23 protein-coding genes are annotated in these 24,779 nt (G+C 56.6%); 10 read left to right on the forward strand and 13 right to left on the reverse strand.

Annotation, left to right across the window (positions count from 1 at the left end):
* The first annotated feature begins 224 nt into the window (after positions 1–224).
* A protein-coding gene (locus L2D01_03605; protein ID WBQ10870.1) for an IS5 family transposase occupies positions 225–1,012 on the forward strand; the annotation gives its coding sequence in 2 pieces (ribosomal slippage) (positions 225–558 and positions 558–1,012; 789 coding nt in all).
* On the opposite strand, the gene L2D01_03610 is transcribed toward L2D01_03605, so the two are convergent.
* A complete protein-coding gene (locus L2D01_03610; protein ID WBQ10871.1) occupies positions 999–1,601 on the reverse strand; it encodes a pilus assembly protein in 603 nt (200 codons plus the stop codon). The genes L2D01_03605 and L2D01_03610 overlap by 14 nt on opposite strands.
* Positions 1,602–1,966: 365 nt before the next feature.
* Between L2D01_03610 and L2D01_03615 the strand changes: the two genes are divergently transcribed.
* Entirely contained in the window at positions 1,967–2,314 is a 348-nt protein-coding gene (locus L2D01_03615) for a phage BR0599 family protein (protein WBQ10872.1), read from the forward strand.
* A 41-nt stretch (positions 2,315–2,355) separates the two neighbouring features.
* Positions 2,356–2,535 carry a hypothetical protein gene (locus tag L2D01_03620; protein WBQ10873.1) on the forward strand — a complete coding sequence of 60 codons (180 nt, stop codon included), beginning with the start codon at positions 2,356–2,358 and terminating at the stop codon, positions 2,533–2,535.
* A 137-nt stretch (positions 2,536–2,672) separates the two neighbouring features.
* Here L2D01_03620 and L2D01_03625 read toward each other — a convergent pair whose 3' ends face one another.
* The 3 genes from L2D01_03625 to L2D01_03635 all read right to left on the reverse strand — a co-directional run bounded on the left by L2D01_03625 (position 2,673) and on the right by L2D01_03635 (position 5,136).
* A complete protein-coding gene (locus L2D01_03625) occupies positions 2,673–3,818 on the reverse strand; it encodes a DUF2336 domain-containing protein (GenBank protein ID WBQ10874.1) in 1,146 nt (381 codons plus the stop codon).
* Between the two features lie 10 nt (positions 3,819–3,828).
* Positions 3,829–4,065, reverse strand: a complete 237-nt coding sequence (locus L2D01_03630; protein WBQ10875.1) for a hypothetical protein — start codon at positions 4,063–4,065, stop codon at positions 3,829–3,831.
* Between the two features lie 798 nt (positions 4,066–4,863).
* Positions 4,864–5,136: a hypothetical protein gene (locus L2D01_03635; protein ID WBQ10876.1), complete on the reverse strand. Its 273-nt coding sequence runs from the start codon at positions 5,134–5,136 to the stop codon at positions 4,864–4,866.
* Between the two features lie 616 nt (positions 5,137–5,752).
* On the opposite strand from L2D01_03635, the gene L2D01_03640 reads away from it, so the two are divergent.
* Positions 5,753–6,868: a hypothetical protein gene (locus L2D01_03640; protein WBQ10877.1), complete on the forward strand. Its 1,116-nt coding sequence runs from the start codon at positions 5,753–5,755 to the stop codon at positions 6,866–6,868.
* Between the two features lie 284 nt (positions 6,869–7,152).
* Positions 7,153–7,473, forward strand: coding sequence for a hypothetical protein (locus L2D01_03645; protein ID WBQ10878.1), 321 nt, complete (start codon positions 7,153–7,155; stop codon positions 7,471–7,473).
* 113 nt (positions 7,474–7,586) lie between these two features.
* On the opposite strand, the gene L2D01_03650 is transcribed toward L2D01_03645, so the two are convergent.
* The gene (locus L2D01_03650) at positions 7,587–8,723 is read right to left on the reverse strand and encodes a hypothetical protein (protein ID WBQ10879.1); all 1,137 of its coding nucleotides are present in this window, start codon (positions 8,721–8,723) and stop codon (positions 7,587–7,589) included.
* 546 nt (positions 8,724–9,269) lie between these two features.
* Here L2D01_03650 and L2D01_03655 point away from each other — a divergent pair.
* Together L2D01_03655 and L2D01_03660 are read left to right on the forward strand one after the other, a co-directional pair.
* Positions 9,270–9,542, forward strand: coding sequence for a hypothetical protein (locus L2D01_03655; GenBank protein ID WBQ10880.1), 273 nt, complete (start codon positions 9,270–9,272; stop codon positions 9,540–9,542).
* A gap of 129 nt (positions 9,543–9,671) precedes the next feature.
* The gene (locus tag L2D01_03660) at positions 9,672–10,079 is read left to right on the forward strand and encodes a DUF3489 domain-containing protein (protein WBQ10881.1); all 408 of its coding nucleotides are present in this window, start codon (positions 9,672–9,674) and stop codon (positions 10,077–10,079) included.
* A 219-nt stretch (positions 10,080–10,298) separates the two neighbouring features.
* Here the strand turns inward: L2D01_03660 and L2D01_03665 are convergent.
* Positions 10,299–11,650 (reverse strand): IS3 family transposase gene (locus L2D01_03665; GenBank protein ID WBQ10882.1). Its coding sequence is split into 2 segments (ribosomal slippage): positions 10,299–11,314 and positions 11,314–11,650, totalling 1,353 coding nucleotides; the frame shifts between segments, so codons are not numbered across the junction.
* A 197-nt stretch (positions 11,651–11,847) separates the two neighbouring features.
* Here L2D01_03665 and L2D01_03670 point away from each other — a divergent pair.
* Positions 11,848–12,909, forward strand: a complete 1,062-nt coding sequence (locus L2D01_03670) for an EAL domain-containing protein (protein WBQ10883.1) — start codon at positions 11,848–11,850, stop codon at positions 12,907–12,909.
* A gap of 294 nt (positions 12,910–13,203) precedes the next feature.
* On the opposite strand, the gene L2D01_03675 is transcribed toward L2D01_03670, so the two are convergent.
* From L2D01_03675 to L2D01_03685, 3 genes are all read right to left on the reverse strand, one after another.
* Positions 13,204–14,277 (reverse strand): hypothetical protein, encoded by a 1,074-nt coding sequence (locus tag L2D01_03675; GenBank protein WBQ10884.1) that lies wholly within the window; start codon positions 14,275–14,277, stop codon positions 13,204–13,206.
* Positions 14,278–14,708: 431 nt separating this feature from the next.
* Positions 14,709–15,608, reverse strand: coding sequence for a LysR family transcriptional regulator (locus L2D01_03680; GenBank protein ID WBQ10885.1), 900 nt, complete (start codon positions 15,606–15,608; stop codon positions 14,709–14,711).
* A gap of 415 nt (positions 15,609–16,023) precedes the next feature.
* Complete coding sequence (locus L2D01_03685; protein WBQ10886.1) at positions 16,024–16,230, reverse strand: hypothetical protein; 207 nt, start codon at positions 16,228–16,230, stop codon at positions 16,024–16,026.
* A 993-nt stretch (positions 16,231–17,223) separates the two neighbouring features.
* Here L2D01_03685 and L2D01_03690 point away from each other — a divergent pair.
* The gene (locus tag L2D01_03690) at positions 17,224–18,789 is read left to right on the forward strand and encodes a hypothetical protein (GenBank protein ID WBQ10887.1); all 1,566 of its coding nucleotides are present in this window, start codon (positions 17,224–17,226) and stop codon (positions 18,787–18,789) included.
* A 396-nt stretch (positions 18,790–19,185) separates the two neighbouring features.
* Positions 19,186–20,937 carry an ATP-binding protein gene (locus L2D01_03695; GenBank protein WBQ10888.1) on the forward strand — a complete coding sequence of 584 codons (1,752 nt, stop codon included), beginning with the start codon at positions 19,186–19,188 and terminating at the stop codon, positions 20,935–20,937.
* A gap of 157 nt (positions 20,938–21,094) precedes the next feature.
* On the opposite strand, the gene L2D01_03700 is transcribed toward L2D01_03695, so the two are convergent.
* From L2D01_03700 to L2D01_03715, 4 genes are all read right to left on the reverse strand, one after another.
* Positions 21,095–22,272 (reverse strand): IS3 family transposase gene (locus tag L2D01_03700; protein ID WBQ10889.1). Its coding sequence is split into 2 segments (ribosomal slippage): positions 21,095–22,023 and positions 22,023–22,272, totalling 1,179 coding nucleotides; the frame shifts between segments, so codons are not numbered across the junction.
* Between the two features lie 141 nt (positions 22,273–22,413).
* On the reverse strand, positions 22,414–22,962 hold the full coding sequence (locus L2D01_03705) for a hypothetical protein (GenBank protein WBQ10890.1): 549 nt from the start codon (positions 22,960–22,962) through the stop codon (positions 22,414–22,416).
* A gap of 143 nt (positions 22,963–23,105) precedes the next feature.
* A complete protein-coding gene (locus L2D01_03710) occupies positions 23,106–23,609 on the reverse strand; it encodes a response regulator (GenBank protein WBQ10891.1) in 504 nt (167 codons plus the stop codon).
* Positions 23,610–23,745: 136 nt separating this feature from the next.
* Entirely contained in the window at positions 23,746–24,711 is a 966-nt protein-coding gene (locus L2D01_03715) for a hypothetical protein (GenBank protein WBQ10892.1), read from the reverse strand.
* Positions 24,712–24,779 lie beyond the last annotated feature (68 nt).

Raw genomic sequence — 24,779 nt, forward strand, 5'->3', positions numbered from 1 at the left:
CGCCTTTTGGATACGAATAAGGCTGGCCCCCAACAGCTCCTTCTCACAAGTAGGAGCTTCGGGAAAGCCCGGAGCCATTCGCCTTGCTCAAAAAATTCAATTCGGCCTCTCGATCGGGCTGGTAGGGGGGGGTGGGGGCGGAGGTGCGCAGGGATGATTAGGACCTGTTGACGAAGTGGATTCCCAACCCGCCCGAAGCGTGATTCAAGACTGGCTTTTGGGAGGTGGTCTTGGTTCGCGGTTTGATGACGGACGAGGAGTGGGCGTTCTTTGCGCCTTTCGTGGTGGCGACCGGAGGCAAGCGGGGCCGCCCGCCTTCTGATCATCGCCGCGTGCTGGACGGCGTGTTCTGGATCGCGCGCACCGGCGCGCCCTGGCGTGATCTTCACGACTATTTCGGTCCGTGGACGCGGGTCTACCGCCAGTTCCGCCGCTGGACGCTGTCAGGCGTGTGGGAGGTGATGTTGGAAGCGCTGGGCGAGAGCGGGGCCGTACCCGACAGTCTTCAAATGGTCGATTCCACTATCGTTCGCGCGCACCATCAGGCTGCGGGCGCTAAAGGGGGACTCAAAAACAGGGTTTTGGGCGCTCAAAAGGTGGCTTCACGACCAAAATACACCTTCGCACCAACGCTGAAGGGCTGCCCATAGCCGCTGAGATCACCGGCGGTGAAGTCTCCGACTACAAAGGTTATGAGGCGGTGATGGCCGCGCATGGCCCAGTCCCGCGCGTCCTGCTGGCCGACAAAGGCTATGACAGCGACAATATCCGAACATCGCTGGAAGCCGCCGGCGCCGTGCCGATGATCCCGGCGCGCCGAAACCGCAAGAACCCCGTCCAGATCGACGACTTCGTCTATGGGCTGAGAAACCGCATCGAGCGGTGCTTCAACAAGCTGCGCTGCTCACGCCGCCTCGCCACACGCTACGACAAGACCGCCGACAGCTATCTCGGCTTCATCCATCTCGCTTCAATCCGCCTGTGGTTCCGGTACTTTGTCAACAGCACCTAGGCGGGTATGGCGGGGGAGGGCGACCTGCAGTTCGTGCTCGAGGCAATGCAGGAGATAGGGAGACTTCATTTGAGCGGCGAGGCCGCATGATTGCAGTGCCTCGCGATGTCACCGGTCCTCCGAACAGGTCGCTGAACGAGGTGACCAAGGGCATTTCAGTATCAACCAAAATCACCGATCCGCCCGGCGTCAGAAGCCCCTCTGGCAGTTCGGGAACACCGTTTTCGGCGCTCATGGCGTCAGCTTCGCTCCAGCTGACATATGTCGTCCCGTTTTCGCACATGCGTACCGATCTCACGCGTAACCCCATGTCGGCGCCGTTGAGGGGCGCAGTCATGATTCGCCCAGCCGCAAGAAAATCGGCGAGATCAGCCCGGGTCACTGTAGCTTGTTGGGTGGTCAGGTCAGCCACCACAAGCGCGGCACTGGAGACCTTGCGGTCGGCGCTCAGCACCAAACTGAGATGAGCGATACCAATGTACATAGCAATCATCATCGGCGCGATTAGTGCGAACTCGACTGCAGACACGCCACACCGGTCACGAACGAAGTGAATAAGTGATCGAAAGCGGGCTGGAACTGCGGCCATCAGATCAAATCTTGAATTGTTTGTTGCGGGATGGGTGGGCTGATGCTGGTTCGGAAGGACGCCAGTTCACGCAGTCATGGTACAGGGGTGCATCGCGCTCCGCCCGCGCGGGTCGGCTCCTGCTACGCTTAAGCTTGGCACGCGCTGAGATTGGGATCAAAAATGGCGTCCTTATCGGTGCTGGCAGAAGCTCAGAGTGAGGGCAGAACACTGAATTTTGCTGAACAGATTGAGAATAATATTTGTAGAGACAAATTCACATTTTGTATTGGCAAAATTGTTTTCGCTCAACCAAATGTAGCGTGTGAATCCGCAGTCAAATTTGACCCCTTGAACCGCCCCAGCATTTTCCGAAGCTCCTATTCGTGAGAAAGCCCAATGCCGGGCAGGCCTTGGCGATCACCGGCTCGGCAAGGACGCAGCCTGGAACCGTTCTTGCTGTCACCTCGCGCTCGCAGGTTATCGTGCAGGTGGACGCTCCGGACGCCGCGAACGACCGGTCGCGGGACGCGTGCTCACCTGGTAGGGCGGGCTCGAATGCCGGGGGCTCCATCAAGGTCGAAGCCTGTGCGCAGTCGAACGGCGCGATCGAGCTGTTCCTGCCCATGGGCTACGCGATCGAACCTCGCGAGGCGTTCGCTATACATCTCGGCTGCGACAAGGGTCTCGAGACCTATCACCCGCTTCATCAATGTTCTGAACTTCCACGGTGAGCCGTACGTGCCGAGGCGGGACGCCCTGATGAGCTATTCCCATGCCCGATGAGATCGTCACCTCTGAGGGCATCATCGCCGAGGCACGCGGCTGGCTGGGCGTGCCCTGGGGCCACCAGGGAAGCACTCGCTGCGGCGTTGACTGCGTTGGGCTTGTGGTGTGCCTCGCCGATGTGCTCGATCAGTCTGCCCATGACAGCATCAGCTACCCTCGGCGATAGGTAGAGTGCTGTCATGAGTGCGGATCTATTGAAAACCTGATAATTTACTGATTGCGGATGCAAGCAGCTTAACGTCGACAAAATTTTTTCTGGTTTTGATTTATCGCATGCGATTACTAAAATACGTCATTATTTAATTATAATAAAGCTACTGCGCCTTTGTCTGCATGATGAGCAACATGACCACGAACTTTCATAAATCGAATGGCGCGTTGAGCAGATTCAACGGTCATATTATCATAAACGCGCGCCATGTCTCTGATTGCGTTGAATCTTGAGTTCAGGTCCTCATGTACAGCATTTTTGACGGGCGCAGCCTGTTTCGTCAGGCCGACAATCATGAGGAAATCCGCTTTCTTAATTCCGGTGGCCATGCATAACAATAACAATCCATCAGGACTTTCGTGGTTCATGGCTCGCTTCACGACATGTGTGCTGACATTGGCCAGTTCCGCAAAAGCAACCTGAAATTCAATAATCTTGTCTTTTTTCAACAGTGATATCAAAAGTGAGGCGTTAAGCGCGTGGCGTACCCGAGTGACATCAAGATGCTTGCGCGCGGCTTCCGTCTCAGATTCCACGAGGAGACGCTTGGCCAGGCGCTCGTGTGACGCCGCCAGGGCAGCTTCGAGGACTACCGGGTTAAGACCTTCAAAGCGTGCAATGATCTGCTCGCGCAAAGTGCTTTCCACGATGGTAATGAGGTCCGCCAGAAGATCGGCAGGCGTATTGGAGCGGCGCACCAATGAGCCCTGGATCATGGGGCTGCGCTCGGCGCGCTCCGTCGCTATTTCGAAGGTGACCCGGTCAACTTTTGCGCCCTCATTCAGTATGAGGCGAGCCAGACTTGTATCATCGCCTTTGACAGCGATTGCTCTTGAAACCTTCTCGGATACGCTTTTGCGCTCGGCAATGGCGCGAATGTGCTCCTGAGTTTGGCTTTCAACGATATTAACAAGATCGACATCATTTATAACTGGAGACCGAAGCAGTATTGGTCCCGCCACCTCAATGGCATCCATTGCCAGTTGCGAAATAAGTTCATGTGGCGCTTGGGCGCAATCGGCCAAGCGTTCGGATAGCGTCGCTCGGGCATGCTCGGTGACCTTTTTGGCAAGAGACTGCAAGAGCGCGTCGAACTCGGCATACACAGTAGAATTTTGAGACGGGGGTTCTTCAAGGAAGAGGTCTGTTACGTCTCTGAGTACCTGTCGCCTGGATTCAGGTGATGTTTCCTGTGACAGGGCGACAAGTCTGTGAAGGCTTTGCGACGGTTGATACATTTTTTCTCCCTCACAATGCTGTTGAGGCCGAGAGCCTGTCTGACGCAGCGAGCGTCTTTTCTTTCATTTCGATCGGTAGAGTAGAGATTGCCGAGCCAGCGGCGGCGGTCACGTCGGGGACCGATTGAGCCAGATCCACCCATTCGTTGACGGCGCGCGGGCCACTTACCTCGGAGCGCATATTCTGAGCGATGGCGAACATGCCGCCATTATCTTTGGCTGATGCGAGGTTGAACCCGGAATTCATGCGGTTATGAACATGATTTCGGCTCCGCTGGGAGATCATTGCCCCTGGTTATTTATTTCCAGAAATATCATTGCTCCACCATTTTGCATTCTACATAAAATTACTCTGACGCTATTATATCGGCCGACCAAAACAAGAGATTAATATATAACTGAACATCGGATTAAATAATGAATAAACTATTATTGATTTAAGATTTTATTGTTGTAGCCACAAATGGCATATGTAACGCAATGCCTCTAAATCAGCTGTTCGGCCTCGGGGTGATTTGTTAATATAGAGTAGGGAATATTTCGCTTCCTCACCCGAAATCGCCAAATCTGTGGGATGCTCCCTATTCGTTGGGCAGTTTCTGACGGTTTTTAAGCTACTCTGAGCTCCCTCTGATCAGGTTGATAGGTTTGGCCCAACTGCCAGTAGATTATGGCGGGGGGCATGAGCGGTGTGCAGGTGCCGGTGATTGTAGAAGTTCATCCATGCCCCCACGCACGCCTTCGCCTGCAAACCGGTCTCCCGGGCATGCAGGTAAACGCACTCATACTCAGGGATCGCCACAGTGCGCCTGAACCCGTTTTCGGACCACGGGGAGTTGGAAGATCCACGCGTCACGGTGCAATGGCGGGCGGCATGAGTCCTGGCGCTTTTCGTCCCTCCGCAGGCGTTCGGTCGGCGATGGCGCTGTACGGACGCTGGGTATTGTGGTGTCTGCGCCATCGCTCGCATTCTCCATGGGCATCGGCAACCCACCGCAAGGTGCCCAATCGACGCGGCGTCTGATATTGAGGTATCCGGGTTTGATCAGGCGACGCCGATGCGAGGCGGTCCGCCCTTATGGGATGCGGAGGGGCCAAATGCGCGGTTCAGTGTCTGAGTGGAGTCCATCGCCAGATCGATTGCGGCTGTCAGATGATCAAGGATCTTGATGTTATTGGCGAGCACATGGAGCGCCTCTGGGCGCGCATCGCTTGTTAGCTTGACGCACCGCGTAATGACCTCGGAGCGCAGCGCTGTGAGTATGTCCTCAGGCCTGAGGCCGGCGGGGTTGTCTTCGGAAGCCAGAAAACGAGTCATGAAAGTCCCTTTTATTTATACAGAGTTGAGCAGCATGACATGAATTGTTGATAAAGACGTAAATGCCGTCAAAGGCCTAAATCAAGGAACCGGCGAGGGTCTTGAACGCAAAGCGCATCCCTCGAGCGCGCGTCGGGCACACGCCCCGGCTTACGGACCCGCGTGACAAAACTCTTTCGCACCGGGGCCCATGCTTCTGATCGGGCTCACCGGGCGGAAAGTCTCGGCGAGCGCGCTACTTTCATCAAAAGGGTTCTGCGCAAAGACGGGTGACCCGGGTGCCACAATCTGGATCACCCACACATCCGGACCCCAGGGGAGAGCATATACCTAATCTAGGCTATTGCGCGCCATCACTGACCGAGCCAACAATAGGGGCTTGTATCTACAATTACTTTTCTTCTTTTGTTCAGGGAAACTCAATACCTTATCCCGCTTTTAACGCTCCGTAACGAGAAGGGGCCGCCTCATCCTGTTCACCCAGCTACCAGTACATGACAGGCGGGCGGTTCGCCCTGCGCGACCCTCGTGGGCGCGACGCGCCGTGACAATCTGCTCCAAAAACATGAACAGGCCCGCCTTCAAGCCGATTCCCCGGGACCGCGAAGAGACATTGATGAGCAGCTCCAATCAACTTGGCATTCGCTCCCTGATGCACGCCAGACAATATGGCGCAACCAGCCGCATCATCGATATCCCAACATTGATCCAGCGCTACAATGCGTCCCATGGTGATTCAGCCGAGCGCATCTTCGCGAACTCCATGCTCAATAGATCGATTATTATAAAGCACGCAATACGAGCGCATGAGGCGATGTACTTTGAAAGGCCTCCGATATCGACAGTGAAAATTGTCTTCCCATTTTCTGGTGGCGACCTTTCTAAAGGCGGCGTATCATTAATGCTTGGAGAGAAATATTTTGAAGATCGTTTATTTAGGTATATCGAATCGAAAGATGGAAATGAGCTTATACAACGGGATCTCAAATTTATATCGCTATTGAACTCGATTCCGTCTTTTGATCCGTTTTTGATTTCCGAGCGCGCTGCATTAGATGGCTTCTTGTTGCCGAAGGGCATCGTTGATATATCTGCATTTGACCTGCTCCAGCTCAAGCGTTCCACGTCAGACTCGCTGTCACAGATCACGTCTTTGATGATGGAGGGTAACGCTTCAGTCGCGGCGACCCAACGGTTCGCAGCCGCCTTTCTCAGTGGTGGCGATGACGAAAGCCTCGCGCCCCTGCGCAGCGCCCTGCGCATGGACCGGGCGGAGTTTCGCGAGGCGATTTATGCGTGGAAAGGTATCTTGTTCTACAGATGGAAGATGCGCTCTGCCCAGAGCTCATATGAAGACATTGTTGACATCGTTAAGCAAATAAAGCCGTCGTTTGTTGATCCAAACACCGACTATATAATTAAACAAAGGTGCCGACACGTAATAAAATCCGTGAACGTATCGCTTTTTCAATTAAAAATGGCACTTGAAGAGCATGATTCAACAATAGAGCAATTCATTTCTGTCAAAGAGCCAGCTATTATCATAAAATTTTTGAAAAAATCAAACGCGCTTTTTTCGGTCCTCGGTGAGCACTCGGGAATATTGAGTCATGCGCATGATTACATGAAATTCGCGTTTAAGAGCTCGGAATTTCGTTCAATGAAGATCGATCATACGATCAACATGCTGAACGGTTTAACAGACTGCCTTCCCGAGTACGAGGAGGTCTGAATGCCGGCTGCATTCAAGCTTGTTTCAGCCTTGCCACGAGCGTGCGCCGCAAGCGAGGGCGGGCCTGACCTTGACACGGTCGTGCCCAGCCTGGCGCGCACACCAGCGCAAGACTGCCCCCTTTATGCCGCAAGAGAAATCAGCGTCAGATGTGGGCGTCGTATAATACCTGTCTCGCCGGTACGGATCCGGGCCAGCCTCCAGAACCCGCCAGGCGGACAGCGCCAATGTGCGCCACAGAAGCCAAAAACCACAAGCATTGGAATCACGTTCGGACGCGCGTTATGCTGATCACAAGCAAACTGCCCCAATTGATCATTCTCTTCTCGGTCTACCTGTTGGGACGATATCTGTTCGGCATGGATTTTGTTGTTTTAGACACCGATCACGCCCAATCTCTCATATTATGGGGGATTGGGGAGCGCGATTTGTTCGTAGACGAAAGGGGCCTTATTGTAAATATACTTGGCTCCTGGATCGGCCTGTTCAAGACACAAGACGGCATTCTCGATTTTGAATTTGGCCCCTGGGGCGTAATCGGTTTGTTGATCATCCTATTGTATCCGGTCATATTCATCTGGGAACGCGATGCTGATGAGAATTGATCAGGCTGGGACCACGATATTTGCGTGACAGACCGTCGACGGCCGCCATTCGCACGGGCCCCCACCTCAAAGGAGGCATCGGCGAAGACGCAGACCGGGGTTTGGACTGCACTCTAACGGGCCGCGGCGTTTTTGGGATCGCCGTCTGCGGGCAGGCTGGCAGACAGGGAGTTGAGGATTTCGAGGGCCTTTTCCGATGGCAGCAGGTTCCAGTTGACGCCGCGCATGGCATAGGACCAGAAGTCGGTGCAGTGACTGATGATGCTGGAATTTTCGCCGACCTGGGCGAACATGGACTTGGCGTCCCTGAGGAAGTTTCCCAGATGCCTTGGATCGCGGTCTTCGGTGAGTTTTCGGATCACCTCCTGATAGCCCATCAAAGCCTCAGCCAGCGCGATCATTGAATGATTAAGGGCGCGCACGATGTGGTGCGAGCGCAGGCGGACCGTGCGCATGATGTCAGGCCCCCGGTCGATGGGCTTGATCTGGGACAGGGTGGAGACGATGTCGGAGAAAAAGCCGGAGGATTCCTCCAGCTTCCACTGGTAGTACAATATGCCCTTCCAGGCGAAGATGGCTTCCTGAAAATCGCCCTTGCTCATGCTCATCGCCTCGCGCAGCGGGTCGAGCCGCTTGTCGTCACGGCTGGCCAGGAAGGCGCTGGCAAGCCGTGACGACGCTTCGGCTGCTCCTTCTGGCAGGGCCAGGGCGGTGATCTGGGAGAGGGATTTGGCGACCATTTCGCGCAATTGCGTCAGATCGTGATCGGACAGGTCGATCAGGCCCACCGGCAGCTCGATGCCGTCAAATCGCGCACGCTCGGAAATCAGGAACGGATCGAATGAGGGAATGTCATTGAGGATGAACAGGAGCTTCTCATCGCGCGCATAGGCGTCGTCGATCATGTTCAGCCCGCAGAACTTGAGCATCTTTTCCGTGAAATAGCGCTCGTCCACAAAAAGGGATGCGCCGCCCTGGTTCAGGTCAGAGGCGGCGAACGGAAAGATCATTTTGGTCGAGGACGCATTCTGATGATCAAAAATATCGCGCTCATAGGCGCGGATCGAGTGCTTTATGATGAAGGCGCGGTTGAGCATGCGTGTCTGGAAAATGCCTGCGGACGCAGATGGATTCTGGCCAGTCTCCTGGAAGCGCTCGATCAGGCGCGGAATATCCAGAATGCGGCTGGTCGAGCCATACAGACGCGCATGCAACAGGGACCGGACGCCGGGATTGCGAAAGCCACTCATTGAAACCATGCCTCCGGGGCGGAACCGACGCGCCCCATCCAACGCATTGTGCAGCGAATGCGATCCGCGGATCGGACGGGTGCGGCATTCTTGTATGGTTAATCCGGTGGTACGCTTGTTCGCCGCGCTCGCAATCGGTGGTCTGGTTCAGAAAATTTGTGTGCCCACAACAAGGGCAAAGGGACCAGGCTCCGGATCGAAGCCCATGCGGGCGGGCAGAAATTGATGCCCTGAACCGGCTGGCAGTCCGACACCGGGCGCGGCCCAAGCCTGGAGCGCCGAAGACGACGCCCTGCCTGACGATCACGACAGTGCAGATTGACAGGCCGGGCGGGTCTACGTCCCAGGGGAGGCTGACGCAATGCGGCCGGAAATGGTCAAGGCCGCCAACCGTCGCGCTGGCGTAGGTTGATTTCTGGACACGGCGTATCCGAAGCGCCACAAAAGGGCATGGCGCAGATAGTGAGCTAGAAGGAGCTGGTGTTTACACCATCATCAGCATTGCATGCCATGCTTGAGGCCTGTTTGAGTTTCAGAGGCATGACCATGACACGTTTTCTGGCTTCCGAAGACAATCCCGCCGGCCTCAAGCCTGAGGAGATACTCACAGCGCTGCGCTCCGAGGTCATTACGCGGTGCGCCAAGCTTACCGGTGACATGCGTCCTGAGGCGCTCCACGTACTCGCCAACAACATCAAGATACTTGACCATCTGACCGGCGCCATCGATCTGGCGGCGGACTCCACCCAGACGCTGAACCGGGCCTTTGGCCCTTCGGCATCCCATAGGGGCGGACCACCTCGCATCGGCGTCGCTTGATCAAACTGAGGCATCTCATTGCCAGAGGCCACGCTGATCACGCCACGCCAAGATGGTGTCGTAAAATGTCTATTGGGCAGAGCCTCGTTGGCTGAAAAACGTGTGACCGTCCCGATAAGGAGGCGACCCGTGAACGAGCTATCCAGCATGCACGCCGTGATTCTCAAGTCGGAAGCAAAGCACCAAAGTCTCACAGCACCGCCAATGGCCGATTGCCTGCGGCGCATGACGGCTACCTATATGGGCGGCGCAAAGCGCGCCAGCGCCCCATTCGAAGGCATCCAGGTGGCGAATGGACCCGAAGCAGCGCATGTGGCTCCTGGGCCATCCAAGCTGAGTGAGGGTATCAAGCAGGCCACGCTGATCGCCATGCTGCGCGCACCGGCGGGCGCAACCATCGGGGAGATCGTAGCCGCCACCGGATGGCAGCCGCACATTGTGCGCGGAGCGATGTCTGGCGCGCTCAAGAAGAAGCTCGGCCTGACGATCACGTCGCAGAAGGTTGAGGGACGCGGGCGCTGCTATCACATCGCCTGACGTAGGGGCCTCTCGACGCGCATTGAATATGGCATTACGTTAGCACCTAATTCGGTGCGCGTCGGGAGCTTGCGTATGAACATCACCAAGGACATCACCCCTTTGACGCAGTTCAAAAGGGACTCCGCGCGCATGATCGCCGAGTGTCCGTCGTCAGAACATTTGGCACAGATGGCATCGTAGATTAGTGGAGCATCGGCCTCGTCTGGTTGGTTGATATTAGGCGGCGTGCTTTCGGTGTTGCAAGCGTCGATGTTCGATGGTCTGTCGCTTGATCTTTTCACGCTCTTTGATGATGGCTGGGGCCCTGCCGAAGTAGGCGTCGGCGGGCGTCACGTTGTTCAGGCTCTCGTGGTAGCGTTGGTGATTGTAATGTTCGACGAACGCTTCGATCTGGGTCTCAAGATCGCCGGGCAGGAAGTAGTTTTCCAGCAGGATGCGGTTCTTCATGGTCTGGTGCCAGCGCTCGATCTTGCCCTGCGTCTGGGGATGGAACGGCGCACCGCGCACATGGCTCATACGCTGGGCCTCGATGTATTCGGCGAGCTCGCCGGCGATGTAACAAGGGCCATTATCCGACAGCAGGCGCGGCTTGTGATGGACGTTCACCTGGTCGCAGCCGGAAGCCGCGAGAGCGAGGTCCAGCGTGTCGGTCACGTCCTCGGCCCGCATATTGGTGCAAAGCTTCCAGGCGATGATGTAGCGCGAGAAGTCGTCGAGCACGGTTGACAGATACATCCAGCCCCAGCCGATGATCTTGAAGTAGGTAAAGTCGGTCTGCCACATCTCGTTCGGCCGGGTGGTCTTGGTGTGGAACTGGTCGGCGGCCTTGATCACGACATAGGCCGGGCTGGTGATCAGATCATGGGCCTTCAGAAGGCGATAGACCGTCGCCTCCGACACGAAGTAACGCGTCTCGTCGGTGAACCGCACAGCCAGCTCGCGCGGGCTCAGCTCGGACTGCTCCAGCGCCAGTTCGATAATCTGGTCATGCACCTCGGCGGGGATGCGGTTCCACACCCTGCTTGGCGCTGATGGCCGGTCCTCTAGCGCTTCAGGTCCGCCTTCCAGATACCGGTCATACCAGCGATAAAAGGTCCGACGGGCTATACCCAGCTTGTCGAGCGTGACCTTGGCAGGCAGGTGCGACTGCTCGACGATCCTGATGATCTCGAGCTTCTCGGATGCGGGGTGCCTCATGCGTCGTCCTCCCCATCCGCGATCATGCTTTTTTTGAGCAGACGGTTCTCCAAGGTCAGATCAGCCACGCATTCTTTCAGGTCACGCGCCTGATGGCGCAGGTTCTTGACCTCGTCACTGGTGGCAGCACGTGCCGTGTCGCCCGCCAGTCGGCGCTTGCCAGCCTCCATGAACTCCTTCGACCAAGTATAATAAAGGCTCTGGGCTATGCCTTCCTTGCGGCACAGCTCGGCGATGCTGTCGTCACCGCGCAGGCCTTCCAGAACAATGCGGATCTTGTCTTCAGCCGAGAAGTGTCGCCGGGTCGCTCGGCGAATGTCCTTCACAACGGTTGCAGCAGGGGCTTTGGGCTTTGTGGATTTGGATCTCATCTTCGTTCCTTCGTCACTGCGACGAGACCCAAATCCTCCTTAAATCACAACCCCAAACCTGTGCCATAGGTGCTGACGGGGGACAGTCTGCACTCGGCACTCTGCCTGCAGCTGGCCTGCTCCCGATCTTGAGCGAGCGTTTGTGGACGCATTACAGGCGTGATCAAATCGGTGTGATCGCCCCGGGGACACTGTGTGTGATCCTGGATGGCGGGCACGGCGGTGCGGTCGATCATCAAACGCTGAATGCTGACATAGCCAGGATCAAGAACCTCCTGAGCGACGCGGTCGAAGTTGCCGGTATCGTGATTGATATCAACTTGACGTTCGGCGCGGCCGCAAACACTGCGGGTACTCTATCGGTAGGGGATTTCCGGCATGCGCTAGCCGCTGCTACAAAGGCAGAGCAAGAGCGCCGCTTGTTTGTGATCCATGATCCGGTCGGCCAGCACGCCTCCTTGCAGAACCTCACTATTCTGAGCCGCCTGGGCTCCAGCCTCTCGAGCGGAGACATAAAGCTTCACTATCAGCCAAAGTTTAATCTGCACACGGGGCGCTTCGATAGCGCAGAAGCGCTCATGCGCTGGACCGACCCGAGCCATGGCTATATTTCTCCTGACGTCTACATCCCGCTCTGCGAAGAAACCGGACAGATTCGCAAGCTGACAGAATGGTCTCTGAAACAAGCCCTCAACGATCAAGCAAATTTCAGGGATGCGGGGCACCCTATTGCAATCGCAGTCAATATCTCAGGCGCTCTTTGCAATGATCCGAATTTTGTCAACTTTGCTGCCAAAATAGCAAAGCAATCGTCCGGAGGCCTCATATTTGAAGTTACCGAAAGTGCGATTATGCATGATCTGGAAGCTGCGTTGGAATCGATTGAAACATGGCGCCAATCGGGTGCAAAAATTTCGATTGACGATTATGGGACGGGGCAATCCTCTCTTGCCTATCTCAAGCGCATCCCCGCCGATGAACTCAAACTTGACAGAGCCTTTGTCAAAGATCTGCATACGCAACCCCGAGACCGCTTGCTGGTCAAGTCAACGATAGATCTGGCTCACCACCTTGGCCTCAAATTGACCACCGAGGGCATTGAGGATGAGGAGACGCTCAAGATCGTCAGATTGCTCGGCGCAGACCACGCTCAGGGTTACGGACTGTGCCGCCCTGTGCAGTCGATTAATCTGGTTGGCTTCCTGCAGCGCCACGACGGCCTTGCTCCCGGTGCCACTGGCCGCAAGGCACCGCATTGAGCGCAGGCCTGACAGGCTGATTGACCCTGCACTACCGAGCCCGCCAGGCCCCACCCCGGCGGCATCTCCTGGTCCAATTGTCTGGTGGCCCGAAGCGCTTGTTCATACAAATTGATTATGTTTAACGCCGTGATTTTCGCAGCATAAAATATACAAACAAAATATTCATTTTTGGAGTTTGGCAATGAGAGACCAAGCTGGAAAAATATTTTTTGTTGTATGCGTGATCATTGCGCTGTTAATAATTTTAGGCGGATGAACTCCCTGTAATAGAATTTATTCCTATATCGCAAATCAGGAGCCGCCCGCTTGCTCGTTCTGTAGGATTATTATTGAAAATAACTGGTTATTGGTCTCAAAGTAAATACTGGAATTATAACGACTCATCAAATAAGACAAAATCTCTTTCAGACAAAGCTGTTCTCTGAATGCTGTTCTCAAGCCTGCGGCGATTTCATTGAGGTTGCCCTTAAAATAGTTTTCACAATGGACATAATTGTAGGACGTCGTCACCTTGATCGCGGTCACGGGCCCGTTTCCAGAGGAATGGTCCGATATGGCAATGCTGTCTGCGGGGCCGAGCAGCGCGCTCATGATGTCGATCATCGTCGCTGCGAATGAAAGCTGACCAATGACATTCGGATGATCGGACGCTCTAAGGCCGAAGGATATCTGCGTGCTCTGAGCGTGCGCGCGTGTCATGCGGGCGACAAGCTCACCTTGTGTTGTGGCAGGGGCCTCATTGGCTATTGTCGCGGCCTCGTACGCCCTGACCCAGCGATCAATCTGATGCAGCGCTTGCAGGGAGACTTGGCTGGTGGCAACAATTTCGCCCAGATTCTCCATTGGAGCGGCTCGTTCGAGAGCCATGACAGCGACGCGAAGGCGCGTAAAGTGCAGCTTCATGAACTGATAAATATTCAATCTCGGGATCTCATCGAGCTTGTTCGGATCAAACTGATGAAGAGCGCTGCTTTGGCGCACAAACAGCGCGATGCTGCCTAATTCAGTTGCCCCGTCTGACCACTTCAAGGGCGCCGCAGACACTGAAAGCCAGGTTATGCCTGCATCAGGAATGGATACGCCCATAGGGGTGGGCGGAACCGGAAGCCCGGTTTCAATCGCCAGCATGGCTGGGTGGCGGGGACCAGCGAACGCGGTCCCATCCGGATGCAGCGCCTGCCATCTGGGGTCCATGGAATCACGACCCAGCAAAACGTCATGACTCAAGCCAAGCAAATCGCAGGCAGATGTGTTGGCCGCTACGATCTGCCCATCCGGCGCGTGCACAACAGCGCCCTGTGGCAGAATATCGATAAGTCCTTGAATGCAATTGATATCCAAATGAGCCCCGCTATCAATGATCAAAGATGCATGTTACCTTTGTGAACCAAATTAAATCAAGCTGGCCTCTTCGCGCCTAAAGCCGGTTGAACACGAAAAGCCTTTAAATAAAATTCTCAAAGCGATGGCCCCCCTGTTTTTAGCGGCACCTGCCTACAACCCCACGCTACACCCGTCTCTAATGATTATCCGCACCGGGTCGCCCCCGCTTCCAGCCGCGATCAGTGAAGATCATGACATCAGGAGTCCGGCTGTTCAAGGCTGTGCAGCCGGCTGTGTCGACTGAAGCGCACCGGCAGGCCCGAATGCGCGCTCCGCAGCGCTTGGCCCTTGCGGGCTGCTGCGGAACCCCAATGCCCGTGGGGTCATGAGCCGGAGCGGCGCAAGGCATGGGATTGAGCCTTTCCGTGTGCGATCGCCGGAGAACAGGATGCAGAAGTACGCGATGAAACCGCCTATCGAGTATGTATTTGCCCGCAATATCGAGCGCTGTATTCGCTGAATGTGGGCCAGTCCAGCGATACAGGCGATGTCCGATTGGTCAGAAGGCCGTATGGCACTGTTTCCTTTGCCCAGCTAACCTCACGACAATGGCCACCCCAAAAATCTTCAGCAACCTTGGCGTCAGTGCAGAGAAAAAAGTAAGCAGATTTAATACTCTTTAAAACATCGCGGATTGATGCCGCACAGTTGCTCCTGTAGCCAATATCCGGATATGTTGCAGTTGCATCAATAAAGCTCTCATAAAGAATCCTGTCGGCAACGGAGTATTCTTGATTTCCAATTATTGTAACGCCCGATCTCAAAACGGCGCTAGCTGCGATCTGACTGGAAATTTCGCTGCAATACGAAACAACAAACAGTCTAAGATTTCCAATTTTTGTAAAAAGATTTTTTTGGATTTCACTTTCATGATATGCCGCAACAGCAAAGTCAAATTGCGCCGAGTGGAGTTTCTGTCCAATCTTTGAGTTCAATACCATGCTGTGGTTTGCGCCTCTGATGCCGACCCGCTCGAGGGCTTTCAGGAAGGGTGTGATGCCAGGTCCGATCATGCACGCGTCTGAAATGCCGAACTCAATGACCTTGCGGAGCGAAACCGATCCAAGGAAGTTCGCCATTTCATTATCAAACTCGCTCACCAGGCGGCTGGAAAGCTTGTAAAAGTCATTGCCGCGAGGCGTCGGGCTAACGCCTGTCCTCGTTCTTTCTAGCAGCTCCACACCCACTTCCTCTTCGAGGAGGGTGATCGACCGGGACAGGGCCTGCTGCGTGACGCCGACGGCCTGCGCAGCAGCGGATATCGAGCCGGCTTTGACAGCGCTATTAAAATGCCGGAGTTTTTTCAGGTCCATCTCGAATTTCCTAAAATGCTTCAAAAATAAACTTGTCGTCTGTCATTGTATTTGAAATATAGGGGCACGTATTGGTTTGCCCAAAAATTTTTCAGTGAATGACAGTCGTTCGCATGCCGCCTCCTCTTCGCGAATGTTGTTACGAAAAGGCACCATATTCGGATCAGCCATAAAATATTTGTGGGTGAAGAAAGCATTTGTGGCTCAAGTGATGCATTATCCGGTTTTTGTCTCCGGAAGGGCGTTCTGACTGAGCGAGCCGGTTTTGGGGTGTCCCATGGCACCAGAGCCATGGTGACGGCTATCTGCGGGATGAAGCGATGCCGCTTCCCCGAAACCCATGCTCCTTTCATAGCCTGACAGCTTGATCGTCTGAAGTGGACGCGGCACCCGGACTTCATCGGGCCTGCGGACATCATTTGAATATACATTGTTGTTTCCTCTTGTCTGTCACGCCGCCGGACGCGGTGGGTAAGGAAAACGCCGCAATATCGAAGCCAGTGATTTTCATGGCATAATTAATGGTAAAAGAAAAACTAATGTTAGCACCAAAGGAGACCGAGAGTAAATTGGCGATTAGTCTTATTTCACCGCCTGAATTCCCCGATGCAATCTGGCGCATGCCCCCCGGTTTTGTCTCATCTTGCGACAATCGCCCTCTGGCCGGGCAAGCCGTAGATTGTGTCGGCTCAGCGCGAACGGGCCGGGGGGCGCAACTCCGCTCAAGCGCAGTTTCGCTCCCGGTTGCTCGCGCGCGCTCGGGAAGCAGTTGCCCCGCTCAGTGAAAGTCGGGTGCAAGCCCCCTCTCCACCTGGCTATGCGATAAAGTAATGGATGATACGGCTGGCGCTCGCGATTGCGGCATGTCCACGGGCGGCATGAGCTGGTACCCGGACGGAGTTTCGGGCGCACGAAATGTGGCGTCGCGACCCGGAGGCATTAACGCACCAACCGCGAAGGCTATTAGATCGTCGGCGATGATGGTCGTGCATGGTTCTGTCCGGCAGCCATCTAGGCCTCTGCGATCTCGCCCAGGGGCTGCCTGTGGCTCCAACCCTTCGATAACGGTGCCCAAGTAAGGCGGCTGCGTCCTATTGATTGGTGGAGGTATCAGGCGGCCGGGCGACCAGCCGCTGTGCCGGTGCCTCAGCCTCTCAATCCTGCGCCAGGAACATCGGCGATATTGATGTCCTAGTGCCGTCTGCGCTGGAAAACTTGTGCGCTGCTAGAGGTCGCTCGGTTGATCTGAACAGTTCCCGGGCGTTTCCAAAGTGTTTGCCCGCCTGGGTCGCGCTGTAATCGCTTCGAGCATCGACTGGTTGAAGTGGGCCTGATCGCGGGTTTTCTAGTCAAGCGATGAGTGCTGGCACCGGCTGCAATAGAGGGCCAGATATCGGCCGGTCCTGGCGCGGACATCGGGCGCGCTGGCTTAGGCTCGCAGGCCAACCTCTTCGCTTTTTTGATAGGCCGGATACGCGCGCTAGCTCTAGTGGAGCGCTTGACCCATGAGGGTGCCGGAGCCCGTTTATAGACACTGCTTCTTAGGAAATTGCCAGTAAAGCTAAACAGTTAAATGAAGCGCTCCTTTGCGCAATGGCTCTAGAAGGGAGCGGTCATGACCTCGGTGTCGGCCTATGCCGCGCCTCTTGGTGCCGTGTCGAGTGCACAGGCCTCGCAATCGTCCGCGGTTGCGGCATCGACCTCCTATGGCCAGCGCCTGTCCTTTTCCATGGATGCCGTTTCGGCCATCCAGGTGACCAACGCGCTCAGCCAGCGCCTCAACCATCTCAACCAGATCCGTGCGCTGGAACGCGCTGACGGTCTCGTCAACGTATCCCTCGCCGCCGTAGAGGCCATCGAGGACACGCTCATGGAGATGAAGGCGCTGTCGGTGCGCCTGCAGGACGCAAGCCTGTCAGAGGATCATCGCGCCAAGCTGGCACAGGAGTATGGCGCGCTCATCCCGCGCATCAACCAGATCACCGAAATGGCGACATTCGGCGGGCGCAATCTCCTCAACCCGCAAGCGGCCAGCCAGTCAGGCGATGTCATCGTGCAAGGCGGGATGAGCATCAACGCTGTGGATTTGCGGCCAGGTATTACAGGCGCGATCAGCGATATCGATATTCTGGTCCCGCCTGCGCTGGAAAACCTGCGCGCTGCCTTTGACTTCGAAGGCAGCCTTAACCCTGTGGCCTGGACGAGTGGTTTTGGCGGCGCGGTTTTGCAGCCCTTGAATGGAAGCGCTAATTTTTCTTTTGACGGGCCAAATAAAGATCAGTCCGCCAATACAGAAGGGCCATTAATTTATGCAAATAATTCTTATTCGATTCCTCATTATTTAAATCGAACTATGTCGGTCAATTTAACGATTGATTTAATAGACGATGAATCGGATATAACAAATTTTATTTATTCTAGGTATAATTGGACAGATGGATCTGCTAGATACGTTGGATTAATGACGCAAAAAAAGACCGGCCATATTTTACTAATGGTGGGGGCGCAAGAGTTCGTCTTTTCAACAGGTGGCACACTCAAGCCTGGTGATTGGGCCAATCTCACCTTCACCCAAAGTGGTGAGGGTGAAACGCGTGGAGATCTAAAGCTCTACTTTGATGGGGCGCTGATTGCGAGCATCAATGCACCGCTTCCAACCCAAATAGAGGATGGAGTCATCAGGCTGCACAATGGCCGCTTTAGCGATCTCGCAGTGTGGGACCGGGTTCTGGATGGTCAGGAGGTGGCGCAGGCAGCAAATGCCATGAAGCGGGGGGTGCATAACTGGCGCCCAGAGATCACCACGGCGGATTGGGCCTCAAAGATGGCAGCCCTTGACCAGTCGCTGGGCAATGCCCGGCAGGTCGCGCAGCAATATGGCGGCGCATCGCGCTCCATCACGGCCCGGCTGGGTATGCAGCAGCGCATGACCGACATCATCGACGCAGGCGTGGCGCGGCTGGTCAATCGCGATATCGAGCGGGTGGGGGCGCTCCAGGTGGCGTCCCAGGTACGCACCCAGCTGGCCCAGGCCATGATGCAGACGCAGACCGGCATCATGAACGCTCAGGTCGGTCTCCTGTCCAACAGCCTGGCGCTCTTTGACTCCATCAATATCAGCGGGTTCACGCCGGGGCGGCTGAGGCCTTTATCCCCAGCCAGTCTTTCAGCTGAAACTTAGCTGACGCTCAACTTATCCATCAACTTGGCCATCCCGATCTCCTCCGCGCCCATACGACACGCGGCAAGGTGATCGACGAGCCTTATGCCGGAGAGTGGCAGGCCAGGGTGAAGTTCGCGTTCAGGTTCCGCTCCACCCAAGGGTGCTCAATGGCAGCGCCCCGCGCGGCGCCTGCGCCAGCGCTGCGACCCTCGGCTCCCAATTCGAGAGGGCCGCCCGGAGCGGGTCGAACGCGCCGGCCGCCGTGACCGCCGCAATCCCACATGCGGCTGCGCCCTCCTCGCGAAGGGCACCGATCAAGTCTGGCGATTCAGCGCCTGGTCTCAATGCGCCATTTATCAAAAATCAATCATTTGGCGCTATCCAGAATTTGGAATAATAAAGTGAAACTATTAAATGAAAAACTCTGATGCTGGCGGAATTGTTCTATTAAACCACGGTCGCATTATATATATCTGCGATTATTTCGATAGATTTCTGGGGGAGCGGGTGCATGAGTTCCGTGGGGGCAAGTTTGAGCCCTTCGCTGGCGAGCTCGCATTGGCCCTTGGCCGGCGCAACACGGAAAGCCTGAGCAAACAGGAGATGACATGGGAGACCTGCCATGATGAAGCGGGCATTTGCGTCAAACGCTTCGTCCCAAACCCAGACATGTCCGAATCAGAATTGAGCGATCCGAGCCTCGTTCGCGCCCGTGAAATCATCCTTGCCTCGGTAACGCATGAGTTGCGCACACCGTTGTCGGGGCTGATTGGTGCATCAAACCTGTTAATGGAAACTTCTCTTGCCAGTGACCAAAAAAATTATGTTGAGTTAATCCAAAAGGCTTCAGAGCACGCGTTGGGTATCATTGATGATATTCTGGATCTGGCCCGCATTGAAGCGGGTGAGATCGGCTTTCTGAAAGAGCCAGTCGACATCCGCGGGTTAATCGAGAGCACGATCGAGATCCTTGGATTTAAAGCCTCGGACAAGCGACTGACCCTAGATTATGTCGTTGAAACATCGGTGCCTAAAATCATCGAGTCGGACGAAAAGCGACTCAAGCAAATCCTCTTCAATGTCGCCGGCAACGCCGTCAAGTTTACCGAAGATGGTGGCGTGCTGATCCATGTGACCTATGACACGGGCGAGCTGAAATTCTCCATTATCGATACGGGGCCGGGTATTTCACCAACAGACCAGGCTCGGCTGTTCATCCCGTTTGAACGTGGCGCTGCCGAGCGGTCGGCGGTCCCCGGATCTGGACTGGGTCTGGCCATTGTGCAGCGTCTGGTGACAGGTGCGGGCGGCACGATCAATGTCCGATCTTCGCTCGGGAAAGGGGCCGAGTTTCAGATTACCCTTCCCGCCCCGGCACAGGAGCTGATGCAGGAAGATGCGGCCCTAAGCCAGATGGGGTGCGTGATCCTGCCGGCCAATCACCTGCAGGGCTATGCGCTGCAAAGAACGATCGAACAAATGAACGGGCGTGCCAAGATCATCAATTTCAAATCCCTCGATGAAGCGCTGTCGCAGGAGAACGCCTCCGTCATCGCTTCAGAAATCTATATGGAGTCAATCAAGGATGACTTTGCCGATCGGCTCAGTCGCTTCATGATCATTACCCATAGTAAGGGTAACATCAAATCAGAGGCGGCCGGAGGCGCTTTCAAGTGGCTAACGTCGCCTCTGAGGCCAACATCGCTGAGCAAAGTGCTGCTGGCGGTGTCGCCGGGCGAACCCGGTCTGGCCGTCCGAATCCAGACTGGCGCGGAGACTCTGCTGAAGGGGATGAGAATTCTCGTCGCCGAAGATGACCCGGTTAATGCCAAGATCATCGGCTTTATCCTGCGTCGGCATGGTGCGGAGGTCTTGATAGTTGAGAACGGCAAGGCCGCCCTCGACATTATCGGCAATCCATTGCTGGTGGTAGATTGCGCCATATTCGACATGAAGATGCCTGTCATGGGCGGCGTGGAGGCGGCGCGGCGTGTGCGTGCTCATGACGGGCCGGCGGGCCGGGTGCCGATCATCGGGCTGACCGCCAATCAGGCAGAAATCGAACGGAAGATGTGCGTGGCGGCGGGTATGGATGCTTTTATAACGAAGCCTGTCATCGCCGATTTTCTGGTGCAAAGCGTTTGCAACTTGGTGGCCACTCGGTAGTGACCCTGGGTTCACAGGAACCCTGATCGCAATCCGGTCTGCCGCGTTTCCAGAGTTAGTTATCTAAATTGTTGCCGTTTTGAGACGCGAGACAACGCCTACATTTACTGAAAAGGCACCAGAGCAAATGACCCAGCCCCCTGATCCGGGCCGTGAGTTAGTAGAGTCTGTTCGCCTTTCTTTCTGGGTTGATGTGGTTGGTCAAGGCCCGGTGAGCGGAGCTTGCGCGTAGCTCAAGCGAGCCGGGCCGGGGGTGACGGGTTCGCTCGGCGTAGACACAGGGCGCAAGCCCACCAAGCGCGGTGTGCGGACGCTGGGTGTTGTAGTCGATCCTCCACGCCTCGATCAGGCCGCGTGCTTCGTGTAGCGACGAGAACAGGTGCTCGTTCAGGCACTCATCGCGGAACCGACCGTTGAAGCTCTCCACGAAGGCATTCTGGGTAGGCTTTCCAGGTGCGATATAGTGCCATTCCACGCCGCTCTCTTTCTGCCAGCGCAGAAGCGCGTGACTGGTCAGTTCGGTGCCGTTGTCGCTCACGATCATGCGCGGCGTTCCTCGCTGCTCGATCAGACGATCAAGCTCACGGGCCACGCGCATCCCAGACAGCGAGGTATCGACCACGACGGCCAAGGCCTCCCGCGTAAAGTCGTCGACCACGCATAGCGTCCGGAAGCGCCGCCCGTCTGACAGCGCGTCAGAGACGAAGTCCAGGCTCCAGCGATGGTTCGCCGCCACGGGCAACAGGATCGGGCGCCGGGTTCCCACGGCCCGCTTGCGGCCACGCCGCCGCCGGACCGCCAGCCCTTCCTCTCGGTAGAGCCGGTAGATCTTCTTGTGGTTCGCATAAAGGCCCTCGCGCTCGAGCAGTATGCCCAGCCGGCGATAGCCGAACCGGCGACGCTCGCCGGCGATATCTCGCAGGCGCGTGCGCAAGACGTCATCGTCGCTTGAGCGCTTCTGATACTGGAAGGTCGATCGGTCCAGCTCTGCAAGGGCGCAGGCCCGACGTTCGCTCAGACCGTGCCGGGTCACCATGTGGTGCACGGCCTGGCGCTTAACGTCGGGCGTCAGAAGTTTTTTGCTGCGATGTCCTTCAGTGCTGCATTGTCCAGCATGGCATCGGCCAGAAGCCGCTTCAGCCGGCTGTTCTCCAGCTCCAGCACCTTCAGACGCTGGGCATCGGACACCGACATCCCGCCGAACTTGGCCTTGTATTTGTAAAAGGTTGCGTCGGAGATGCCGTACTTGCGGCAGACCTCCTTCGTGCTCACACCGGCGTCGTGCTCGCGCAGCATGCCGATAATCTGCTCTTCCGAATAACGGCTCTTTCGCATGGTCCATCCTCTCCTCGATGGACTCTACCATTCAATGGCCGGAATTCACGGGGCTGGGTCAAGTTATCTAAATTGTTGCCGTTTTGAGACGCGAGACAACGCCTACATTTACTGAAAAGGCACCAGAGCAAAACATATGCCCTAACGCCCGTGGGTCAAAGCAGCCTGCGTGCCGGAGTTACGCTGATTGATCGACGACGAATGCGGCCCAGGAGGCTGCCCGTCTTGGGTATCGAGGAGCGGCCATCCGTTGGCTTGCTGTGGCGCGGTGCCAGCCGAAGCCGTCCCTCCCGAGCCGCCAACGCTGGCCGTGGCGATTTGGCGACCATAATTGCGCTGGTTGATGACAAAGGTTGAGTTGCGCGCGCCGGAAATCTCGACGAAGTTGCCGATCGCTACGGCATTGAGCGTGGTCTGGCGCAAGGAGGAGGGGCCCATGGCCGCAACGCCGCCAGAGAAACTCGCCGCCGAGCTCGAGGGCGCTGCGCGCCGCCCGCTCATGTCCACAATCTGCCCGTTGACGACGACGCGATTACCCTGCTGGTCGCGCGCCGGCGGGGTATAATGGGTGCTCATGCTGCCGGGTGCCATCCCGTAGGGCTGGAGCATCGGGTCGCCCTGTTGCGCATGGCTGACGCTGGCCGATACCAGCGCGAGGGCGATTGCAGAAAGGGCTGTGAACATTCGCATGCGAGTTATCCTCTTTGATAGAGGAAGTGCTCGCAAGCCGTGTGCCAAGGCCGGGCCGGGGAGGCACACTGTGGCAATCAGGCCGGCCAGTGCCGGGTCCCTGAGGCGACCGGCCCCTGGCGCGGACAGTTGCTTCTAGACGATCAGCCTGTACTGGAAAGGTCCGTGCCCCGCCCGCTGACGCTAGACCGGTGTGCCGTTGCGGCACATAACTGCACGATCGCCTCGAGCAGTGTGGTTTCGCACACCGGCTTGGTGAGGAACACATCCATGCCCGCAGCGAGGCAGTGGTCGCGGTCTGCAGGGCTGTTATTGGCTGTGAGGGCGATGATGGGCAGGTCGTCGGGCGCGGCTGGGTTGCGCCTGATCGCCGCCGCTGCCTGCGGACCGGTCAGGTGCGGCATGCGCACGTCAAAAACAGCACAGTCGAAGCGGGCCTCGGCCGCAAGCCGGACAGCCTGGGCACCATCGGGGACATGGTGCACGCTGGCGCCATTGCGCGTGAGGATCAGCCTCACGACCATGGCATTTAGCGGATCATCCTCGGCCAGCAGCACCCTTAGGCCGATCAATGGCGGGGATTTCGGGGTGGGTTCAGCCGGCGTAGCGCCACCAGCGCTATCGCTGCGATAAAGCTCGATCGTCATGGCCCATCCCTGCAAAGCGGTGCGCCTGCGTGCTCACTGGTGCAGATTAGGCTAGGCGGGTTAAATTTGGTCTAATGGAAGGTAAGGAAAAATACCGGGCGGCGCGTGTGGCGCACCGCCCGGTTTCCGTGCCCGCTTAACGCGGCAGGTTGTTGATGCTCACCGAGTTGCTGATGGCAGCGGTCGTGATGGCGACCGCACCGGTGACATTGCCCATGCTGATGTTGGCGGTTGCGCCGGTATAGGCGTTGTTGACCTGGTTGCTGTTGATGTTCAGAGAGGCCGTTTCCGGCAGGGTAGACACGCTCAGCGAGTTGGAGATCGCCGCCGTGGTCGAGCTGAAATCGCCATTGATGTCGCCGACGCCCACATTCGACCAGGCCTGCGGATCCCAGTCAGCAAACTGGGTGTTGTTCAGGCCGAAGCGCGCCGAGTCCGAAATATCGTAGGACGCAGAGTTGCCCATGGCCGCCGAGGTGAAGTTCACCGAGCCGGTGACGTCATTGAGATCAGCGTTCAGAAAGGACTGGGAGTCCCCGCGGAAACGCTGCAGGTTTCTCGCCTCGATATTGCCGCTTCCTGTGACCGAGAGCGAGTTGGCGATGGAGGCTACGGTGCCATCGATCGCCACATCGCTGGCGTCGGGGGCCTGGATGTCGGACGCGTCAATCGTCAGGTAGGAATAGACTTGGCGATTGCCGAAAATGTCCTGCTGGTTGTTCAGCCGGCTCACGCCGCTGGCACCCAGCGCATCGACCTCCACTGAAGCCGAGTTGCCTATCGCCGCAACCGTGGCGTTCAGCCCGCCCAGGGCATCATGGGCATTGATATAGGCGCTGGCCTGAACATTGACGTCGTTGCGCTGAATGTTCTGCAACGAGGTCACGCCGCCTAGCTCGGCGCTGAACGAGTTGCCGATCGCCGCCGAGGTCAGGCTTACAGTCTCGCTCACCGAGTTGATGTCGGCATTGAGCTGGGCGCGGGTCTGGGCCCAGTTGCGCTGCTCGTTACGCACGTTGTTGGTCTGGGCTTCCGCAGCTGCGGCGAGACCCAGCATGGACACCGAAGCCAGAAGGCCCGCGGTCATCATCTGACGATACATGGTTGTCTCCTCTTGTTCGTCACACCGCCGGAGATGGCGGGCAGAGGAGACGCCGCAAGATAGCAGCC

It is taken from the genome of Hyphomonadaceae bacterium ML37 (assembly GCA_027627685.1).
Taxonomy (GTDB): domain Bacteria; phylum Pseudomonadota; class Alphaproteobacteria; order Caulobacterales; family Maricaulaceae; genus Oceanicaulis.